This is a genomic window from Mycobacterium sp. (genome assembly GCF_035499775.1).
Classification (GTDB): domain Bacteria; phylum Actinomycetota; class Actinomycetes; order Mycobacteriales; family Mycobacteriaceae; genus Mycobacterium.
On sequence record NZ_DATJYB010000371.1, the window covers coordinates 1 to 18,801 of the forward strand.

Below are 18,801 nucleotides of genomic sequence, written 5' to 3' on the forward strand. Positions count from 1 at the left end.
GAGCACGACTACACGCTCCTGCTGCTCGTATGTCAGGGTGTCATAGCTCATTCGATCTCCCTAGGTGCGGCGGAATGCGGTGTTCAGGCGTCTCTTGAAAGCGTCGTCGAAACGGCGGTAGGTGCTGCGCAGTCGGTGGCCCGGCCAGTGGTCTGGGATCAGTTCGGCGGGCAGCTGAGGGTCGAGCTGAAGATGGCGGACGACGGCGACCGACAACGCGAACTCATAGGCGAGACGTTCGGCTGAGTGGTCACGCTTGTCCTGCAGGGCAACGAGTTCGACGTCCATTGCCTCGATGAGTTCGCTGGCGTCCTCGGCCCAGTCATCCAGCGAAAACAACGACTGCATGCGGTCGGCGGTGATGTCGGTCGCCGCACTGTGAAAGTGGATACACTGCTGGTCCAGCACCGCTCGCGATGCCGGAAGTCGTTGCGAATCAAGGTTATCCGGGCGGATCCACACCCCCTCACGAAGTTCGCCCAGGTGCAGCGCGATGGCGGACTTGCGAAGCTCGAGGCGATCGGCCGCCGACCGGCGCTCCAGCGAAACGATCGCCAGCTCCCAGGTCCCGTCCCATCGGGCGGCGTCGTCGATCCGGGACGCCTCGTCGACTCGCTCCCGGCGTTCCAGTAAGCGACCGGCGAGCGCGTAGTTGCCGTCGTCGCTGGTGAGTTCGCCGTTGGAGACCATCCGCCACAGGCAGGTGCGGGCGGCTCCGGCGCTGATGCCGAACAGCGCGGCCACCGTCACCAACTCACCCACGGTAAGGCGGCCCAGATCCGATCCCAATAACGCTGTGGCAAGCACCGAGCGCGCGCTGAGCGGTCGGTCGCCGATCAGCTCGTCAACCCGAGATTGGGACACCGCGACACCATATCACCAAATCATTGACGCGTGACGACGCGAGTGTGATACTGACACGCATGACCTCTGTGGCGAAATCGTTGGTCGCCGACGACGTCGAAATCGTTCGACGGATCCTTGCTCACATCGATGCCGGCACCACCGACGAGGGTGAGGGATGGCGTGAGCCCGTCGAAAACTACTTGGAACCAGAACGTTTCGCCGCCGAGCTGCGAGCGCTGCGCGCGATGCCGAGCGTGTTCGTTCCGTCGGCAACCATCCCCGAACCGGGTGATCACGTCGAACGAACCGTCTTCGGAGTGCCGCTATTCGCCGTACGCGGGCGCGATCACCGGGCACGGGTGTTCCGCAACGCGTGTCGGCATCGAGGGTTCTCCCTGGTGGAGGGCCCCGGGTGTTCGCACGCGCTGGTGTGCCGCTACCACGGCTGGACCTACCGTCTGGACGGCTCCCTCTCGCACGTGCCGCACGATGACGCCTTCCCCGATCTGGACATGGCGGCGCGTGGCCTCGTTGAGGTGGAAAGCCACGAGGTGGACGGGCTTATCGTCATCGGCGCACTCGACTCCGGTGCCGGTGGGCAGGCCGACGAGGCGCTGGCCTGGCTGGCCGACGGCACCGTGTGGCGGGACAAATTGCTGCCGGCGCAGCGGCTGGTGTATGTGAATTCCACTCTGCACGCGATAAATTGGAAGGTGCTCGTCGAGCAATTCCTGGAGGGCTACCATATCCGCTCGACTCATAAGGACACGTTCTACCCGCTGCAGTACGACGATCTCAATGTGGTGGAGATGTTCGGCCCGAATTGCCGTATTACCTTCCCGTACCGCAATATCGAGCGCCTCCGCGACCGCCCGGAGAATGTCTGGACGACGGACGCGCGGGTGACCTACGTCTATCACCTGTTTCCGAACGCCATGTTGGCGACGTTTCCGGATCTGGTGCTCATGGTCGTGCTCGATCCGGTGGACATCGACCACTGCACGTTGACTTCCTATTCGATGGCCAAAGCTGAAGTCGCCGAACGCATACTGCTGGACCCACCGACTGACCCCGCGGGCGCCCTCGTGGCGCGCGGTTTTGTGGAGGACAACGCGATGTCGGCGGGTGTGCAAAGAGGCCTGCGCTCCGGCGCGAACTCATTCGTCGAGTTCGGGCGACACGAAAGCGCGATAGGGCACTTCCACGCCACTCTCGGGGAGGCGCTGGGTCGCTTGCGAGCGATTTGAACATTCGCTCAGCGGAATCGAGCTCTGCGACTAGTCGAACGGAGCTATCCGCACGGCCAGTGGGAGTCCGCAGCGAACCAGGAGCCCGAAGCGTCCCTTCGGTACTGCCGCCGCCTCGGCACGCATCACTTCTACGAGCCGGCGTTTGAAGTCACCTCTCGGGTAACGCCGCAGCACCTCCTCGACGTTAGCGGGCGAGATGTCCCAGATGCGCAATCCTGCCCCGTCAACCATGGCCCCCCACTGGAGATAACAGCCTGTGGCACCGTCGGTTTCGACTTTGATGCCCGGCGTCGTGTGAACGCAGATGCCGTCGGCCAGCAGATCTGCCCGGTCATCGGCGACCCCCGCGGCGTCCGCGCAGGAACGCAACCGGTCGACGCTGCCGAGCGTGAAATCGCGGTCCGCCGTTGGGGTTGCGATGCCATAGTCGTGCAGGAGCGAGCCGCAGTAGAAGAGCTCGTCGTCCAACGCGCTGCCGTCCATCGCGGCCAGCGCGCGCCCGAATAACCACGTGCGATAGGAGTGACCCTGAAGGGCCGCCGGCAGTTCCGCACATGCCTGCTCGGCTTCGTGCGCGAATTTCGAGTCAGGCGCCCGAAATGTGTCCACGTCGACGCGGTTGGCCTCAGCCGGAAGCCGACCCAGCGCGAGCTTGGCCCGTCCCACCGCGTTCTCCCACTGGCCCAACACAATTGCCGCCAGCAGACGTCGCCGCTCTGCGCGCGACAACCGGCCACCGGTTCGACGCACCCAGCCGAGACCACCGAGCCGTTCTGGATTGGGCACGTTCATTGCAGGTGTCCCGTGAAAGTGCGCAGGCGCAGGCTGTTGCCGACGACGAACACACTGGACAACGCCATCGCGGCGCCGGCCAGCATCGGGTTGAGCAAGCCCAGTGCCGCGAGCGGGATGGCGGCCACGTTGTAGGCGAAGGCCCAGAACAGATTCGTCTTGATCGTCGCCAGGGTCTGGCGGGCGAGTCGGATCGCGTCGACTGCGGCGCGCAGATCGCCACGCACCAAGGTCAGGTCGGCCGCTTCGATCGCGGCGTCTGTGCCGGTTCCCATGGCCAGTCCGAGGTCGGCGGCCGCCAGTGCGGCGGCGTCGTTGACGCCGTCACCGACCATGGCGACAACCTTGCCTTCGGATTGCAGGCGGACGACGGCGGCGACCTTGTCGGCCGGCAGCACGTCGGCGATCACCTGGGTGATGCCGACCTCTTCGGCGATCCGCTCCGCCACGGTCTGATTATCGCCGGTCAACAGCACCGGCGTCAGACCCAGGCGCCTGAACTCCCGAATGGCTTCTGCGCTAGTGGGTTTGACGGTGTCGGCGACGACCAGGATGCCGCGGGCGCGACCGTCCCAGCCGACTGCGACCGCGGTCTTGCCTTCACTTTCGGCGCGGGCCTTGGCCGCTGCCAGGGGGCCATCGAGGTGCTGGGCCCAATCGGCCAGCAGGCTCGCCCGCCCGACGACGACCGCGTGCCCCTCGATAATGCCTTGCACGCCTTTGCCTTCCACGTTGACGAAGTCCTCAGGCGTGGCCAGTGTGCCGAGTTCTGCCCTGGCGCCCTTCGCGATCGCCTGCGCGATGGGGTGCTCGGAGGCGTCCTCCAGGGCACCGGCGTAGCGCAGCACCGTGGCGCGGTCGGTGTCGGGTGTGGTGATCACGTCGACCAGCGTCATCTTGCCGGTGGTGACGGTGCCGGTCTTGTCGAGCACGATGGTGTCGACCCTGCGGGTGGACTCCAACATTTCGGGTCCTTTGATCAGCACCCCGAGCTGAGCCGCGCGTCCCGTGCCGACCAGCAGCGCGGTCGGAGTAGCCAGTCCCAGCGCGCACGGGCAGGCGATGATCAGCACCGCGATCGCGGCGGTCAGCGCCGCGGTGACGGGGAAGCCGGCGCCCAGCCATGCCCCGAAGGTGGCCACCGCGATCGCGATGACGACCGGGACGAACACGCCGGAAATGCGGTCGGCGAGCCGCTGCACTTCGGCCTTGCCCGATTGAGCCGCCTCGACGAGCCTCGCCATCTGCGCCAGCTGGGTGTCGTCGCCGACCCTGGTGGCGCGCACGACAAGCCGCCCGCCGGCGTTCACGGTGGCACCGGTGACCGTGTCGCCTTCGCCGACCTCGACGGGAACGGACTCGCCGGTGAGCATCGAGGCATCCACGGCCGAGGAGCCGGAGACAATCGTCCCGTCGGTGGCGATCTTTTCTCCGGGGCGCACGACGAACTCGTCGCCCACCTTGAGTTGGTCAACGGGGATGAGGGTCTCGGTGCCAGGGCTATCGGGGCGCAACACCGCGACGTCCTTGGCGCCCAGCTCCAGCAGGGCGCGCAAGGCGGCACCGGCACGCCGCTTGGAGCGCTTCTCGAAGTATCGCCCAGCCAGGACGAACAGGGTCACGCCTGCGGCCACTTCGAGGTAAATGTTGGCCGCGCCGTCACTGGGCGTGACCGTCAGCGCGAACCGGTGGCGCATACCCGGTTCGCCGGCCCTCCCCAAAAAGAGCGCATACAGGGACCACAGGAACGCCGACAAGGTCCCGACCGAGACCAGGGTGTCCATCGTCGCCGCCCCGTGCTTGAGGTTGGCCCAGGCGGCCGCGTGGAAGGGTCGGCCCGCCCACACGACAACCGGCGCGGCCAGCGCCAGCGACCCCCACTGCCAGTAGCGGAACTGCAGCGCGGGGATCATCGCCAGGAGGATCACCGGGGTCGCGAGCACGAGCGCCGTAAGCAGGCGGCTGCGCAGCGAGATCAGCTCCGCATCGTCCGCCTCCGCGGGTGGCTCCTCGCGCGGTTTCGGCAGCGCTGCGGTGTAGCCGGTCTTTGCGACCTCGGCGATCAAAGCCTGCGGGTCATAGCCGGGCGGGACCGCGACCGTCGCCTTCTCGGTCGCGTAGTTGACGGTCGCACTGACCCCGTCGAGGCTGTTCAGCTTGTTTTCGATGCGCATCGCGCAGGAGGCGCACGTCATCCCGGCGATCTCCAGCTCGATGTTGTTCATCGCAGTGGGTGATCCAGTCATCTCCGGCATGATCGCATTCCTTTGCCTCTGTGTCGTCATCGCATCGACGGTGAACCCCGCGGTATATGTGTCAACTATATACCCCCATGGGGTATTCCCGCTGGGAACCCCTCGCCGTGCGGCGTCGCAGTTCCAACGGTTGCGGAGAACAGCGGCAACTCGGCGGGGCGTAGCGTCAACGTGGCGCTGCGGACGGAAGGAGACGCCATGACTGTCACCGTTGTCGACGCGGGACCTCGTCGGGTTAGTCGATCGGTGGAAGTGGCCGCGCCGGCCGCCGAACTGTTTGCGATGGCCGCCGATCCCCGGCGGCACAGCGAACTGGACGGCTCCGGAACGGTTCGCGACAACATCGATGCACCGGCGGAACTGGCTGTAGGTTCCAAGTTTTCGACGAAGATGAGGATGTATGGCCTGCCATATCGCATCACCAGTAAGGTGACCGCGCTCAAGCCGGGCGAGTTGGTCGAATGGCGTCACCCGTTAGGTCATCGGTGGCGTTGGGAATTCGAGTCGCTCTCACCGACGTCGACCCGCGTGACCGAGACGTTCGATTATCACGATGCCGGTGCGCTGAAGAACGGGGTCAAGTACTACGAGCTGACGGGTTTCGCAAAGGCCAACGCGTCGGGGATCGAGGCGACATTGGCCAAGCTGCGGGACCGCTACGCCTCGGGGTAGGTCAGGACGGGTCGGCGGCATCCCACGGGACCACGCCGGAAACCCAATGGCTCAGTTTCTCGACCTGGTCGTTGCGGTGCAGGTGGCGCGGGGGCGTTGCGTACGTGGAGTACGGCCGGCAGCGGATGACGACCCGGTTCTCCCGGTCGCACATTTCCTCGACGGCGGGGCGTGCCTCGTCGGGCAGTGGCTGGCCGGACATGCGACCGGCCACCGCCATCATCACGTCGATGGTCAGGTCGCGGTCTTTTTCGACGGTCGCGTCGGCGTAGACCTGCAAGTAGCTGAACGGCCACCGCTCGTCGAGAACGCACAGGCTGATCTTGGCGTCGCGTTCGACGATGCGGGCCTTGCCGCGGCCGGCCATCGTGGACACCAGCAGTTCGTCGGTGTCGGTGGGGATGTAGTACACGATCGACATGGCCGGACCGTCGTTGCGGCGGCGGTAGCCGAAGACGCAGGTCCGGTGGGTGCGAACGAATTCACGTCGCTCCGAGGGGAGCATGTCGCGGTCGGTCGGGGCCGAGTAGGGCTCGGGGGCGAGTGGGAGAAGCATGGCGAGATGTCCTTGCTGTCGCGGGGGTTGACCCTAATAATTATTTATGGATACAGTGTTTCCATAAATAGTGAGGATGTCAAGTGACCGCCACCACACCGTCGAGCCGCTCGCGTGGGCGTCCTTCGTTGCCCTTGGAGCGGATCCTCGCCGCGGCGCTCGAACTCGTCGACGAGCAGGGGGCTGACGCGCTGTCCATGCGGTCGCTGGCGCAGCGCCTGGGATCGGGCACCGCCACGCTGTACCGACACTTCGCGGGCCGATCAGAACTGGTCGCGTTGATGGTCGATCGCATGATCGGCGAAACCGACCTACCGGCCGTTGCCTCGATGCCCTGGCAACAGGCCTGTATATCTCTCGCGCAGAACATGTTTGACGCGCTCAGCCGACACGGTAATGTCGCGTCTCTGTTGATCGGGCACGTTCCGATGGGCCCCCACGCGCTGGCCCAACGGGAACTGGTCCTGGCGGTCCTACTAGATAACGGCTTTGCGCCGGCGGTCGCTGCCCATGCCTACGCCACGCTGTCCCGTTATGTGCTGGGCTTTGCGATCCAGGCCTCCGGGTCGGCGGTTGCCGGTGCACAAGATGCCGAACTCTCGGCGAAGTTTCAGGCTCTCGATCCCGCCCGCTACCCCGCCACCGTCGCCGCCGCCGATGCACTGCCGGTTCCTTTGCAGGAGGAATTCGAGTTCGGATTGCGGCTCGTCGTCGCCGGGATGGACGGGTTGCAGGCGAACCGGGGGATGTGACAACCCGCTCGACTCTCTAACTGGAGGACCGGACCTCGTAGCCGAGGTCGGCGAGCGCGTGGGCGGGGGTTCTGCCGTCGGCGCTGCCCGGCAACTTCCTTTCCCGGAAAATGTGCAGGCCTTCGCCTTTCACGCCGAAGAACGCCGTGGAGACGGGATCCTCTGGTGGTTGGGGTGAATCCGCGGTGTGCACATGCACGGCCCACAGCGACGTCGACGCGGCGACCACGCGGTAACCGCATAGTGGCGGATTGAGTTCGTAGAGTTCAAGATCGCCTTGGGCAAACAGGTCGGGGTTGGGTAGGGACCCGACGCGGCGCGCGACGCCGAAACATCTGCTGCTGTCTTCCATGGTGCGAGTATCTTTCGGCCCGCACCCGTATGAAACGGCCATCGAATTCGATGCGTCAGCGCATCCCTAGGCGGCTGAGGTGATCGATCATGGTGTCCACAGCGGCTTCCAGTGGGGCGGTGTCGCGCCGGACCTGGCTCAGCAGCAGCCCGCCCTGGATGCCGGCTAGCAACGCCAGCGCGATACGGTCGATGTCGGTTCCTTCGGCCAGTTCGCTGCGCCCGGCGATGGTCACCAGGCCTTCGTGGATCATGTTCTCCCACTGGGCAAATGACCGTGCGAGCCGGGCCCGTGCGACGGGATCCGCCTCGGACAGCTCGTTGGCTATCGATCCGAGCGGGCAACCGCCCACGCAGCCCAGGCCACGTACCAGGTCGACCATGATGTCGCGCCAACGGTACAAGTCCTTGACGCTGTCGATCCGGTCGAGACCCAGGTGCTGCACGCCGAGCACGTTTTCGGTTTGAAAGTCGATGACCGCGGCGACAAGATCGTTCTTATCGGAGAAGTAGTGGTACATCTGCGAGGTGCTGACGGCCGCGGCGTGTTGGATGTCTTCGATGGTGGTGCGGGCGACACCGTGCTGCAGCATCAATTCCGAGGCCGCCGCGACGATGCGTTCGCGGGTCGCACGCCCTTTGGCGGTGAGTTTGTCGTAAGTGGCTGGAGCCATCTTCACAATCTACCTCTTTTTGGAGTTGACACTCCATTTTGGGACCGGGACTCTGAAGACATCGTCTGGTAACCGGCACCTTCGTGAAGGGCGGAAAATCGTGCTCACTTCTCACAACAATGCGACCATTGCCGATCGCGTCGCCCAACTGCAGCAGGGGATGGCCGGGCAGGTTCCCGGCGAGGTGCTGAGTGTGTTCGCCGCCGAGCAGGTTCGAATGGAAGCCGAGGGATGGCCGGCAGGTGTCGCGGTGCCCGGTGACGCGATGCCTGACGCCCAGCTGCTCGACGTGAACGGCGCGCCAATTACGTTGTCCGAGGCCGTGAAAGGCTCCGGGGCGGTGGTTGTCTTCTACCGCGGTGCGTGGTGTCCGTACTGCAACTTGACGCTGCGCGCCTATCAGGAGGATCTTGTTCCGCACCTTGCCGAGCGGGGCATCCCGCTGGTGGCGATCAGCCCGCAGAAGCCCGACGGTTCCCTGACGACGCAGGAGACGAACGAGCTGACCTTCACCGTCTTGTCGGACCCGGGCAATCAGCTGGCAACAGCGTTGGGCGTGCTCACTTCCCACAGCGAGGAAGCCCTGGCTGCCCAAAGGAAACTGGGACTCGACCTGCCCGAGGCCAACGCCGACGGCACAGGCGGATTGCCGATGCCGACCGTGGTCGTCATCGACAGCGCCGGAATCATCCGCTGGATCGACGTGCACCCGAACTACGCCACCCGCACCGAGGTCGCGGACATCCTCGACGCGTTGAGGGCCCTCGCGTGATCCTGATGACCGACGACACCGCAAACCGCTTGGTACAGTTGCTGACCCGATCGGGACAGTGGGTGAGCCGGTACGGCCTGGTGGTCGTCCTGGCCTGGATCGGTTTCGGTAAGTACGTGAAGATGGAAGCCCGCGTGCTGATCGAGCACAGCCCGCTGATGAGCTGGATGTACCACGTATTCAGCGCCACGACGGTCGCGCGCGGGCTGGGGACGATGGAAATCGTTGCCGCCCTTCTCATTGCGCTGCGGCCATGGTGGCCACGCGCGTCGGCGGCGGGGAGCGCGTTGGCGGTGGTGCTCTTCCTCGGGACGCTGAGCTTCCTGTTCACCACCCCGGGCGTGGTCAAGACCTACGCGGTCGGCTTGCCCGTATTGTCGGCGCAGCCGGGTCAATTCCTGCTCAAGGACTTGGTGCTGATCGGCGTCGCGCTGTGGACATTAGGGGACTCGCTGGGTGCCGCGCGATTCACACGCGCGGAAGAACTTGATCGGTCAGTAGCTGCAAACTAGCCCAACCTTCATCGATCGGAAGTCCACCGACCAGCGGGTTCATCACGATTTCCTGCCTGCCGCAACGGATCTGGTCGATCAACTGCTCGGGGGTGAGGATCTGTACGTTGTTCAGGCTACGCAGTTCCTCGAGCGAGGCCGCAGCGGTTTCATTGGGCCGCGGTACGCCGGCGCGCTTCCAGCCGGTGTATTCGGCGGCCTCATTCATGATGAAGTCTCCGAAACGCGCCCAGGCTGCGTCGGGATCGGGGTGCAGCAGGGTGACGGTACTGCCGTTTTCGGGGTGGTAGACGACGCCCGTCGTACCGTGCTTGCGCAGCTCCTGCTCGTACACGGCCACCAATTCCGGCATCGCCATCGGCGGTGAGAAGGGCAGCCCGAAACGCGCCGCCCGTCGGGCCGCGGCGGAGGTCATACCGCCGACGAAGACGATCGGATGTGGCCGCGTATGCGGTTTCGGCGTGACGTTGATCAGCTTGCCGTCATAGTCGAAGGGTTGCTCGCCCCACGCCTTCAACAGCACCGAGAGGCCGTGGTCCATCAACGCCCCGCGCCGTGACCAGTCCTTGCCCGCAGCATGGTATTCCTCAGGCCGGTAGCCCATTCCGGCCACAAAGCTGAACCGGCCCTGCGCGAGGTTGTCCAGCACGGCGATGTCCTCGGCGAGCCGAATCGGGTCGTAGAGCGGGACGATCAGGGCGTTGATGCTGATGCGCACCTTTCGTGTCCGTCCGGCCAGCGCGGCGGCCAGGATCAGCGGCGACGGCAGCCAGCCCGTCGCGGCCAAATGATGTTCTTCGCCGCTTACCGCGGTGAATCCGTGGGCATCGGCATACTCGGCCATCTCGAGCGCGGCCCGATAGCGATCCCCGTGGTGCGCAGCCGGATCGGCGATATTGGTCATGTTCAGCCGCAGCGCGGTGAGCAGACTCATGAGCGTCTGGGCCGGCCCGACCGGGTGAACAGCGTTCCCCGGATCATTCGCTTGGCCGAACCCAGCGTGGCGTCGTAGGCCTCCGGCGACAGACTGGCCGCCCGCTCCGAGAGGCCGCGGGTCAGCACGCAGATGGCTTCCACGGCGGCGTCCACGCTGGTGTCGGGGGACAGTACGCCCTGCACCCGGGCGTCCTCCAGGATCTCGGTGACGACGTCGCGCAACGCCTTGGACCCGGGGTAGTTCGGGCCACCGCGTCGCAGTTGGACGGTGCTCTCGGCACGGATCGCCCGCAAGAAGGCGGGCAGGTAGGGGTAGTCGCGGATCAACTGTTTGGATGCGTCCAGCACCGCGTCGAGCCGGTCGACCACGTCGTCGGAGCGGGCCGCAGCGGCACGCAACCGTGGCAACACGATCTCCTCGATCTCCTCACCGGTCGCCTTGAGCAGTTCGGACTTGTTCGGAAAGTAGTGGTACAGACTGCCGCTGGTCATGTTCGCTGCCCTGGCGATCTCGCGGATCGAGGCCTGTGCGGAACCGACCTCGGCCACGCAGCGCAGGGCCGCGACGATGATTCGGCGCCGGGTCTGCTCACCGTTGGCGCCGACCGGCCGGCCCAATTGAGACCCCGACGCAGATGACGTGACGGTCATGAACCTCCGCGGAGCCGGAACTAATTGATCAGTCGAATATATTCGACCACGTCGGAAGCAGACGTCCACCGGGACCGGTTAAGAGGAGACACGACCACGATGACCCGTACCCAGCTGGGCCGGCCCGTCGGCGCCAGCGGCGAGGAGACCCGCCAGCGGATCATCATCGCGACGATGCGCTGCGTGGCCAAAGTGGGCTACTCCCGCGCGACGATCCGCGAAATCGCGCGCATGGCGAACGTGACCAGTGCCAGCCTGTACAACTACTTTCCGAACAAGTCCGAACTGATCAAGGCCACGATCGCGGCCCGGGCCGACGCCGCCATGCCGCGGCTGCGCCAGGTCGCGCAAAGCCCAGGGGACATCGTCGACCGGATCGGAGCCGTTCTGGACGAGTGCGGCCAGTTGATCCGGGAATACCCGGACATGGCTGCGTTCGAGTGGGCGATCCGGGCGGAACGCGAGATTGCCGACGAAGCGGGGGAGTCGGGCGGCCCGAAATCAGGAGCCGGGTTCGAGACGTTCCGCGAGATCATCGAGGGCGTCGTCGCCGACGCGCACCAGCGCGGCGAACTCGGTGATCACCCAGATCCACGGGGCACGGTAGAGGCCATCTATGCGCTGATCTATGGCCTGACCGAGCTGGCAGCGACGTTGTCGCCGGACGAGTTCCGGGCCGCGGTGGGCTCGGCCAAGGAACTGGTCAGCGGCACGCTGTTCTCCTAGTGCCGAGCAGACGCAAAAGCACCTGAACGCCCGGCGTGTCGGATGCTTATGCGTCTGCTCGGCGTAACTAGGCCCTTGATATGATCAAGCGATTAATTATAGAGTCAACCTGACTAGAGCGGAGAGTCCGGGCCTTGACCGAAACTGTTGGCGTGACGTTCGACGTCGATGCGCTGCGCCGGAAGTATGCCGAGGAGCGCGCCCGGCGCTTGCGCCCCGACGGTATCGGGCAATACGTCGAGATAGCCGGCGAGTTCGCCCATTTCGCTGAGGATCCTTGGGCGGATGGCGAATTCACGCGTGAGCCGCTGACCGACGAGGTCGACGTGGCGATCATCGGGGCGGGCTTCGGCGGGTTGCTGACCGGGGTTCGGCTACGTCAGCTCGGCGTCGAGAGTGTGCGGTTGATCGACCGGGCGGCCGACGTGGGCGGCACCTGGTATTGGAATCGCTATCCGGGCATCGCCTGCGACGTCGAGTCCTACGTCTACATCCCGCTGCTCGAAGAACTCGGTTACCTGCCCGCGGAGAAGTACGCCAAGGGTGCCGAGATCCTTGCGCACTGCCGTCGCATCGCCGAACACTACGACCTGTACCGCGACGCCTGCCTGCACACCGATGTACATGAGATCCGTTGGGAGGCTGGTACTTCCCGCTGGATCATCCGCACCAACCGCGGCGACGAGATGCGGGCCAAGTTCGTCTCCATGGCCAACGGGTATCAAGCCAAGCCCAAGCTGCCCGGAATCCCGGGCATCAACACTTTTCGGGGCCACACGTTCCACACCAGCCGGTGGGACTACGGCTATACCGGCGACAAGCTCGAGAACCTGGCCGGCAAGCGCGTCGGCATCATCGGCACCGGGGCGACCGCGATCCAGTGCGTGCCGCACCTGGCCAGGGCGGCGCAGCACCTGTACGTCTTCCAGCGCACCCCGTCGTCGGTCGACGTGCGCGCCAACGGACCCACGGATCCACAGTGGGCCAACACATTACAGCCGGGCTGGCAGAGCCAACGTATCCAGAATTTTCAGATCCTGACCGCCGGGGGACAGGCGGAGGAAGATCTGGTCGCCGATGCCTGGACCAGCATCACCCGCAAGCTTCCGGTCATGCGCCACGACACCGACGGGTCGGTGAACCCCGAGCAACGCACCCGCGACATCGAGATCGCGGACTTCGCCAAGATGGAGGAAATCCGCACGCGGGTCGACGGGATCGTGGCCGATCGAGCGACGGCGGAGGCGCTCAAACCCTGGTACGGCTACTTCTGCAAACGGCCCTGCTTCCACGACGAGTATCTGCAGACGTTCAACCGCGGCAACGTCACCCTGGTCGACACCCGCGGCCGCGGGGTGGAGCTGATCACCGGGTCTGGCGTCGTCGTCGACGGGGTGAGCTACGAACTCGACTGTCTGATATTCGCAACGGGTTTCGAGGTGGGTACTGACTACTGCCGTCGCACCGGCTTCGAGTTGATTGGCCGCGACGGTGTGACGCTGACCGAGCGGTGGAGCGACGGTGTGCGCACCTTCCAGGGCTTGTGCGCCAATGGTTTTCCGAACTGCTTTATCGAAAGCATCGCCCAGGCAGGGCTCACGGTGAACTTCCCGTATCTGCTTGACGTGCAGGCGACCCACGCCGCGTGGATCATCGCGTGGGCGCTGGACCACGATGTCGTCGAAGTCGAGGCCTCGCCGGGCGCCGAAGCAGCTTGGGTTGAAACGGTTTTGGCTCGTTCGGCGATGACTGCCGAGCGGGTCAAGACCTGCACTCCCGGCTACTACAACCGGGAGGGCAAGGCGGACGCCAAGACCCGCCAAGGCAGCTTCTTCTGCGGTGGGCCCACGGAGTACGCGGACATCTTGGAGAAGTGGCGCGCACGAGAGGATTTGGAGGGGTTCGACATTCGCGCTGGGAATGCCGGCCCGTGAAGGCCCGCGGGCGATACCTGATCGGCCGGCTGAGGGCCGCGACCCGGCGTCGCCGCCCGCCGAAGGTCGCGATCATCGGAGCGGGATTCGGTGGCCTCGGCGCGGCGGTCGCGTTGCGCCGCGCCGGCATCGACGACCTGGTGATCATCGAGGGTGCCGACGGCGTCGGAGGAACGTGGCGACGAAACACCTACCCCGGTGCCGCGTGCGACATCCAAAGTCATCTGTACTCATTTTCATTCGCGCCCAAAAGATCCTGGAGCCGCACCTACGCGCGGCAACCCGAAATACTCGGCTACCTCGAGGCAGTGGCCGACGGCTTCGACCTGCGCCGTCACCTCATGCTGGACACCAGGGTGCGCAGCGTCCGCTGGGACGCCGACGCCTGGCGCTGGGATCTGGAGACGGACCGCACTGAGACGCTGAGCGCCGATGTGGTCGTGTGCGCCGCCGGCTTGTTCGGGTCGCTGAAGTTCCCCGACATCGCGGGCCTCTCGGATTTCGGCGGCACTGTGATGCACACCGCGCAGTGGGATCACGGCATCGACCTGACCGGCCGAAAGGTGGCGGTGATCGGCACCGGGGCCAGCGGTGTACAGGTGGTGCCCGAGCTGGCGAAGATCACCACACACCTGACGGTTTTCCAGCGCACCCCGCCGTGGATGGTCCCCAAGGACGATCGCCCTTACAGCACAACCGAATTGGAGAGGTTCCGACGGGACCCGCTGGCCGCGCGCCGCACCCGCTGGCAGATCTGGAAATTCCAGCACGACAACACCGCGACGATGGCAGACGACCCCGTCGTGACCGCCCGCAGCCAGATCGCGACCTCGTTTTTGGAGCGCACCGTGGCCGACGAGCAGTTGCGTGTCGCACTGACGCCGGACTATCCGTTCCGCTGCAAGCGCGTGCTGCTGGGCGACGACTACTACCGGGCGCTGCAACAAGACCACGTCGACCTCGTCACCGACCCCATCGACCGGATCACCGAGACGGCGGTGGTGACCGCCTCCGGCCGGACTGTCGACGTCGATACGATCGTGCTGGCCACCGGATTTGAGACATCGCGCTACTTGTCGGGCATCGACGTGATCGGCGTCGGCGGGCAGCATCTGCACGAGCGCTGGGGCGAGGACCCGAGTGCCTACCTGGGTGTTTCGGTGAGCGGATTCCCGAACTTCTTCATGCTGTATGGACCCAACACCAATCAGGGCGGCAACTCGATCGTCTACATCCTCGAAGCCGGCGCGCGATTAGTGGCCAGTGCGGTGGGCCGGCTGGCGCGCCGGGGCGGATATCTCGACGTGCGGCCCGAGGCCGAAAAGCGGTACAACGACCAGCTTTCCGCAGACCTCGAGCGCAGCATCTGGACCCGGTGCGACAGCTATTTCCGGTCACCGTCGGGTCGCATTGTCACCCAATGGCCTTACACCGAACTGGAATACGCGCGCCGGACCTGGCGGGTACGGTCCCGAGACTGGTTGCACCACAACGGCTCACCGCTGAGCCGGCCGCGCGTCTCAGGAGATGCGGTCGCCGCGGCCCGCGACTGAGTTGTGTCTGCTCGCGAATCAGGGTGCGCTGATTCGGCGCAGCGTGCTGTAGAAAAGGGTGTCCTCGCGTGCGATGGGACCACCAGCACGAAGATTCCGCAGGCCGCCAGGACGACAAGGGCTGTCACAGCCACCACCCGCGGCCACGCTGGACCGGGGGCACGTTCGGGAGCCCTTGCGAACCGCATCAGTACACGTTAGGGCCGCCGATCGGAACTAGCCACACCGAAGTGTCGGCGCCACTTTAGCTTTAGCGGGACGCGATCCGGCGCAGCGTGCTGTCGAACAGCCCGTCGAAGGCCTGCTCATGGCCGGTGCTGCCCGAACCGCTCAGGATCAGCCCCGAGATGCGGGCGTAGGAGTAGTAGTCGGTCCGCGACACGTCCGCGGGCTCTCCGCTGACCGTCGTGGTGAGCGAGTAGCGGAACCGCTGCGGCCCGGCGTCCGGTCGAGAGTCCTCGAGAACCTGCACCGCATAACCGCCGACGGCGGCGCTGGTAAATCGCGAACAGCGGGACACCAGGCTGATCAGCGCGTCGAACCCGGCCGGATCGAATTCACGGCCGACCATCAGGCGGATGTCCTGCCGATCGGAGACGTCCCCCGAATCTGCGGGGTCATGCCCAGCGACTTCGGCCACGTGGAACGTGCCAGTGGAGGCGACGCCGATCACGGGGAAGCATTCGCTGGGATTGAAACCCAGCCCGTCGTCGTGGACGTGATATTTGAAGTACCCGAACGTGTCTGAGACTTCCCTGGTGTCTTTGACGATCCACGAGACCGGGAAGTCGTTCTGCTTGGGCAGCAGTTCGGCCAGTTGCCGGTCACCCAGCGCGGCCAGTCCCGGGCCGAGCGGCTCGGAGCCCCCGCCGCCGTCTCGGCGAGTACCGAGTAAGGCCGGGAAGGTAATCAGCACTGCGGCGATCGTGATCGCCCACAGCGCGGCGGCGATCAGCCTGGGCCGGCTACTCACAGCGCACGCAGCCTTTCCAGCGTCTGAGCCGCCGCGTGCTTCACCACGTCGACGTCCGCGCCTTCCATGTAGATGGTGCATTCCACGAGTACGCCCGGCACCGCGTAGTAGACGACCTGGTAGCTCGATGACGGGTCGCGGCTCCCGATGGTGCTGAACGTCCGGGTGACGATGGCTGCGGCGTCGGCGCCACTGGCCGAACGTGTCTGAATCTCCGTGCTGACCGTGCGCTCGTTCTTCACCCGGCCGCCGTTGTAGTAGTTGGTGACATGGTAGGAGCCGCAACGGCCAAGCCAGTCAAGGTAATTCGCGATCCGGGCCGGCCCGTCGGAAGCGGCCCAGATCGCTATACGCGAGTTGGGTCCGTGCTCATGGGTCTCCCCTGTCGCGGGACCGTCGGCCGGATCGGCGTCCTGCACGAAAAGCTGGGTGTACCGGTCGACTTGAAGGTAGGCGGCCAGGGCGCCACCCGAGTGGTCAAGGATTTTAGGGATGCTGCCGCATGCCGCGGGGGTATAGGCCGGTGCGGGGCCCGGGCGTGACGGGCTGCTCGACGCTACCGCTTCTGGACGCGTTGCGCGGCGCAACGGCGCGGACACTCCGTATCCCCAATCGGCCGGAAAGTCCCCACTTCTCGGTAATGCGTTGGCCAAAGCCCAGTTTGAGCGCGACGCCAGGTTCGTCCCAGGGCCCGTCTGTGGCGGGGCCACCACCAGAGCGACACCACAGGCGCCGATCACGGCGAGAGCCGCGGCGCCCAGCAATCGCGGCGATGGTCGGCTACGCGGAACAACGGTCTTCACGCGTTCATCGTGGCAGCGCAATGCCCACGTTTGCGGCAACGACATGCAACGCGGATGGGATCGGCCGTTTTGTCGCATCCCATCCCTGCCGGAGATTCGGGCTTGAAAATGCCCGTCGGAAGGATACTATCAATCGATTGATTATATATCCTCCGGGCGGCGCAGCGGAAGGACACCGATGTCGGATTTGATGACGGTTCCCGAAATGCTGTCGGTGGCGGCATCGGATCTGGCAAATATCGGCTCGACGCTGAGCGAGGCCAATGCGGCCGCAGCGGCCCCGACGACGGGCCTCCTGGCCGCTGGCCAGGACGAGGTGTCTGCGGCCATAGCGGCCCTGTTTTCCGGCCACGGCCAGGCCTTTCAGGCGATCAGTGCCCAGGCCTCGGCGTTCCATGACCGGTTTGTGCAGTTGTTGAACTCGGGCGCGGGTTCATATGCGGCCACCGAAACGGCCAACGCCGGACTGGTGCAGCAACCCTTGCAGAGCGTCGAGCAGGGCATGCTGCGCGCGGTCAATGCACCCACCGAATTGCTGATGGACCGCCCGCTGATCGGCGATGGCGCCGACGCGCCGGCGGGGAGTGGACTACCCGGGTGGGGATGGCGGCTTGCTGTACGGCAATGGCGGCAAAGGTGGCTCCGGTGGGACCGGGCAGGGCGGCGGCCGCGGCGGTGACGGGGGGCTGATCGGCAACGGCGGTGCCGGCGGCCAAGGCGGTGACGCCTCCGGTACCGGAGGGGCCGGCGGCAAAGGCGGCAACGCCGTCTTGCTCGGCAGTGGCGGCGACGGCGGTAAAGGCGGGTCCGGCGCCAACCCCGGGTCCGGTGGCGCCGGTGGCGCCGGTGGTCAACTCTCCGGCCACGCCGGCACGGCGGGAGCGCAGGGCACCCAGACCACCCCGGGCAATCCGGGTGGGCCGCCGGGGCAGGACGCGGTTGACGCGGCCGCGGCCAAAGACCTCACGCTCACAAGCGTGGGACCCATGACCAATCCCGACCTCAAGGAGATCTCCGGCATTGATGCCAGCATCAAGAATCCGGGCGTCTACTGGGTGCACAACGACTCGGGAGATACGGCGCGCATCTTCGCGGTCGACGGCAAAACCGGTGCGACGCTGGGCACTTACACACTCGACGGAGCCCAGGCACACGACTGGGAAGACATCGAGGTGGGTCCCGGACCCGATCCGACCAAGTCCTACATCTACGTTGCCGACATCGGCGACAATTCGGCCAGTCGCGGCTCCGTCACCATCTACCGGATCCCCGAACCGACCGTGACGGGTACCGCGAGCAGCCCGACCGCCACCACCACGGTGAAAGGGGTCGACACGTTCAACCTGAAGTACCCCGACGGCCCGCACAACGCCGAGGCATTCATCGTCGACCCCAAGACGGGTGAAATGCTGATCATCGACAAGACCTCGGCCGGTAATCCCCAGATCTATGCGGCGCCGGGCGATTTGGCAAGCAGAAGCACCACAACGCTCAAAGACGTTGGAACGCTGCCGTTGTCGAGCGGCGGGGGCAACCTTGTGACGGGCGCTGACGTGTCACCGGACGGCACCGAAGTGGCGGTGCGCACCTACGACCATGTGCTGCTGTGGAATCGCGATCCGTCCCAGGACCTCGCGACGGTGTTAGCGCAACAAAAGCCGGTCATCGGACCGGTTCCGGATGAGCAGCAGGGCGAGGCGATCGCCTTCGACGACGACGGTCTGGGTTATGTGACGACCAGCGAGGGAACGAACCAATACCTCCACGAATACCGTGCGCCGTAAGCGTTAGCG

At 65.6% G+C, this 18,801-nt stretch carries 18 protein-coding genes and 1 pseudogene; 9 read left to right on the top strand and 10 right to left on the bottom strand.

Going from position 1 to position 18,801, the window contains the following annotated elements; genetic code table 11:
* Positions 1–60 precede the first annotated feature (60 nt).
* Entirely contained in the window at positions 61–864 is an 804-nt protein-coding gene (locus VML93_RS22925; RefSeq protein ID WP_325614580.1) for a PaaX family transcriptional regulator C-terminal domain-containing protein, read from the bottom strand.
* 59 nt (positions 865–923) lie between these two features.
* Between VML93_RS22925 and VML93_RS22930 the strand changes: the two genes are divergently transcribed.
* Entirely contained in the window at positions 924–2,093 is a 1,170-nt protein-coding gene (locus VML93_RS22930) for an aromatic ring-hydroxylating oxygenase subunit alpha (protein WP_325614581.1), read from the top strand.
* A 30-nt stretch (positions 2,094–2,123) separates the two neighbouring features.
* Here VML93_RS22930 and VML93_RS22935 read toward each other — a convergent pair whose 3' ends face one another.
* Together VML93_RS22935 and VML93_RS22940 are read right to left on the bottom strand one after the other, a co-directional pair.
* Positions 2,124–2,888 (bottom strand): phosphohydrolase, encoded by a 765-nt coding sequence (locus VML93_RS22935; RefSeq protein ID WP_325614582.1) that lies wholly within the window; start codon positions 2,886–2,888, stop codon positions 2,124–2,126.
* Positions 2,885–5,143: a heavy metal translocating P-type ATPase gene (locus VML93_RS22940; protein WP_325614583.1), complete on the bottom strand. Its 2,259-nt coding sequence runs from the start codon at positions 5,141–5,143 to the stop codon at positions 2,885–2,887. The genes VML93_RS22935 and VML93_RS22940 overlap by 4 nt, the downstream gene beginning before the upstream one ends.
* Positions 5,144–5,341: 198 nt before the next feature.
* Here VML93_RS22940 and VML93_RS22945 point away from each other — a divergent pair, with 198 nt between their 5' ends.
* A complete protein-coding gene (locus tag VML93_RS22945) occupies positions 5,342–5,815 on the top strand; it encodes an SRPBCC family protein (protein ID WP_325614584.1) in 474 nt (157 codons plus the stop codon).
* Position 5,816: 1 nt separating this feature from the next.
* Here VML93_RS22945 and VML93_RS22950 read toward each other — a convergent pair whose 3' ends face one another.
* Complete coding sequence (locus tag VML93_RS22950) at positions 5,817–6,371, bottom strand: pyridoxamine 5'-phosphate oxidase family protein (protein ID WP_325614585.1); 555 nt, start codon at positions 6,369–6,371, stop codon at positions 5,817–5,819.
* A gap of 134 nt (positions 6,372–6,505) precedes the next feature.
* On the opposite strand from VML93_RS22950, the gene VML93_RS22955 reads away from it, so the two are divergent.
* Entirely contained in the window at positions 6,506–7,123 is a 618-nt protein-coding gene (locus VML93_RS22955; RefSeq protein WP_325614596.1) for a TetR/AcrR family transcriptional regulator, read from the top strand.
* Positions 7,124–7,139: 16 nt separating this feature from the next.
* Here VML93_RS22955 and VML93_RS22960 read toward each other — a convergent pair whose 3' ends face one another.
* Positions 7,140–7,475, bottom strand: coding sequence for a hypothetical protein (locus VML93_RS22960; protein ID WP_325614586.1), 336 nt, complete (start codon positions 7,473–7,475; stop codon positions 7,140–7,142).
* Between the two features lie 55 nt (positions 7,476–7,530).
* Positions 7,531–8,148, bottom strand: coding sequence for a TetR/AcrR family transcriptional regulator (locus tag VML93_RS22965; RefSeq protein ID WP_325614587.1), 618 nt, complete (start codon positions 8,146–8,148; stop codon positions 7,531–7,533).
* 100 nt (positions 8,149–8,248) lie between these two features.
* On the opposite strand from VML93_RS22965, the gene VML93_RS22970 reads away from it, so the two are divergent.
* Positions 8,249–8,920, top strand: coding sequence for a peroxiredoxin-like family protein (locus tag VML93_RS22970; RefSeq protein WP_325614588.1), 672 nt, complete (start codon positions 8,249–8,251; stop codon positions 8,918–8,920).
* Between the two features lie 5 nt (positions 8,921–8,925).
* The gene (locus tag VML93_RS22975) at positions 8,926–9,432 is read left to right on the top strand and encodes a YkgB family protein (protein ID WP_325614589.1); all 507 of its coding nucleotides are present in this window, start codon (positions 8,926–8,928) and stop codon (positions 9,430–9,432) included.
* Here VML93_RS22975 and VML93_RS22980 read toward each other — a convergent pair.
* Positions 9,389–10,366 carry an LLM class flavin-dependent oxidoreductase gene (locus VML93_RS22980; protein WP_325614590.1) on the bottom strand — a complete coding sequence of 326 codons (978 nt, stop codon included), beginning with the start codon at positions 10,364–10,366 and terminating at the stop codon, positions 9,389–9,391. The two genes, VML93_RS22975 and VML93_RS22980, sit on opposite strands and share 44 nt — an antisense overlap.
* Positions 10,363–11,019 (bottom strand): TetR/AcrR family transcriptional regulator, encoded by a 657-nt coding sequence (locus VML93_RS22985; protein ID WP_325614591.1) that lies wholly within the window; start codon positions 11,017–11,019, stop codon positions 10,363–10,365. Before VML93_RS22985 ends, VML93_RS22980 begins: the two co-directional genes overlap by 4 nt.
* Positions 11,020–11,118: 99 nt before the next feature.
* Here VML93_RS22985 and VML93_RS22990 point away from each other — a divergent pair, with 99 nt between their 5' ends.
* The 3 genes from VML93_RS22990 (at position 11,119) to VML93_RS23000 (ending at position 15,232) form a co-directional block, all read left to right on the top strand.
* On the top strand, positions 11,119–11,745 hold the full coding sequence (locus VML93_RS22990) for a TetR/AcrR family transcriptional regulator (RefSeq protein WP_325614592.1): 627 nt from the start codon (positions 11,119–11,121) through the stop codon (positions 11,743–11,745).
* Between the two features lie 134 nt (positions 11,746–11,879).
* Positions 11,880–13,679, top strand: coding sequence for an NAD(P)/FAD-dependent oxidoreductase (locus tag VML93_RS22995; protein ID WP_325614593.1), 1,800 nt, complete (start codon positions 11,880–11,882; stop codon positions 13,677–13,679).
* Between the two features lie 17 nt (positions 13,680–13,696).
* Complete coding sequence (locus tag VML93_RS23000; RefSeq protein WP_325614597.1) at positions 13,697–15,232, top strand: NAD(P)/FAD-dependent oxidoreductase; 1,536 nt, start codon at positions 13,697–13,699, stop codon at positions 15,230–15,232.
* Between the two features lie 250 nt (positions 15,233–15,482).
* On the opposite strand, the gene VML93_RS23005 is transcribed toward VML93_RS23000, so the two are convergent.
* Complete coding sequence (locus VML93_RS23005; RefSeq protein WP_325614594.1) at positions 15,483–16,205, bottom strand: hypothetical protein; 723 nt, start codon at positions 16,203–16,205, stop codon at positions 15,483–15,485.
* The gene (locus VML93_RS23010) at positions 16,202–17,008 is read right to left on the bottom strand and encodes a hypothetical protein (protein ID WP_325614595.1); all 807 of its coding nucleotides are present in this window, start codon (positions 17,006–17,008) and stop codon (positions 16,202–16,204) included. Before VML93_RS23010 ends, VML93_RS23005 begins: the two co-directional genes overlap by 4 nt.
* Positions 17,009–17,186: 178 nt before the next feature.
* Here VML93_RS23010 and VML93_RS23015 point away from each other — a divergent pair.
* Positions 17,187–18,792: pseudogene (locus VML93_RS23015) on the top strand (PE domain-containing protein).
* Positions 18,793–18,801: the final 9 nt, after the last annotated feature.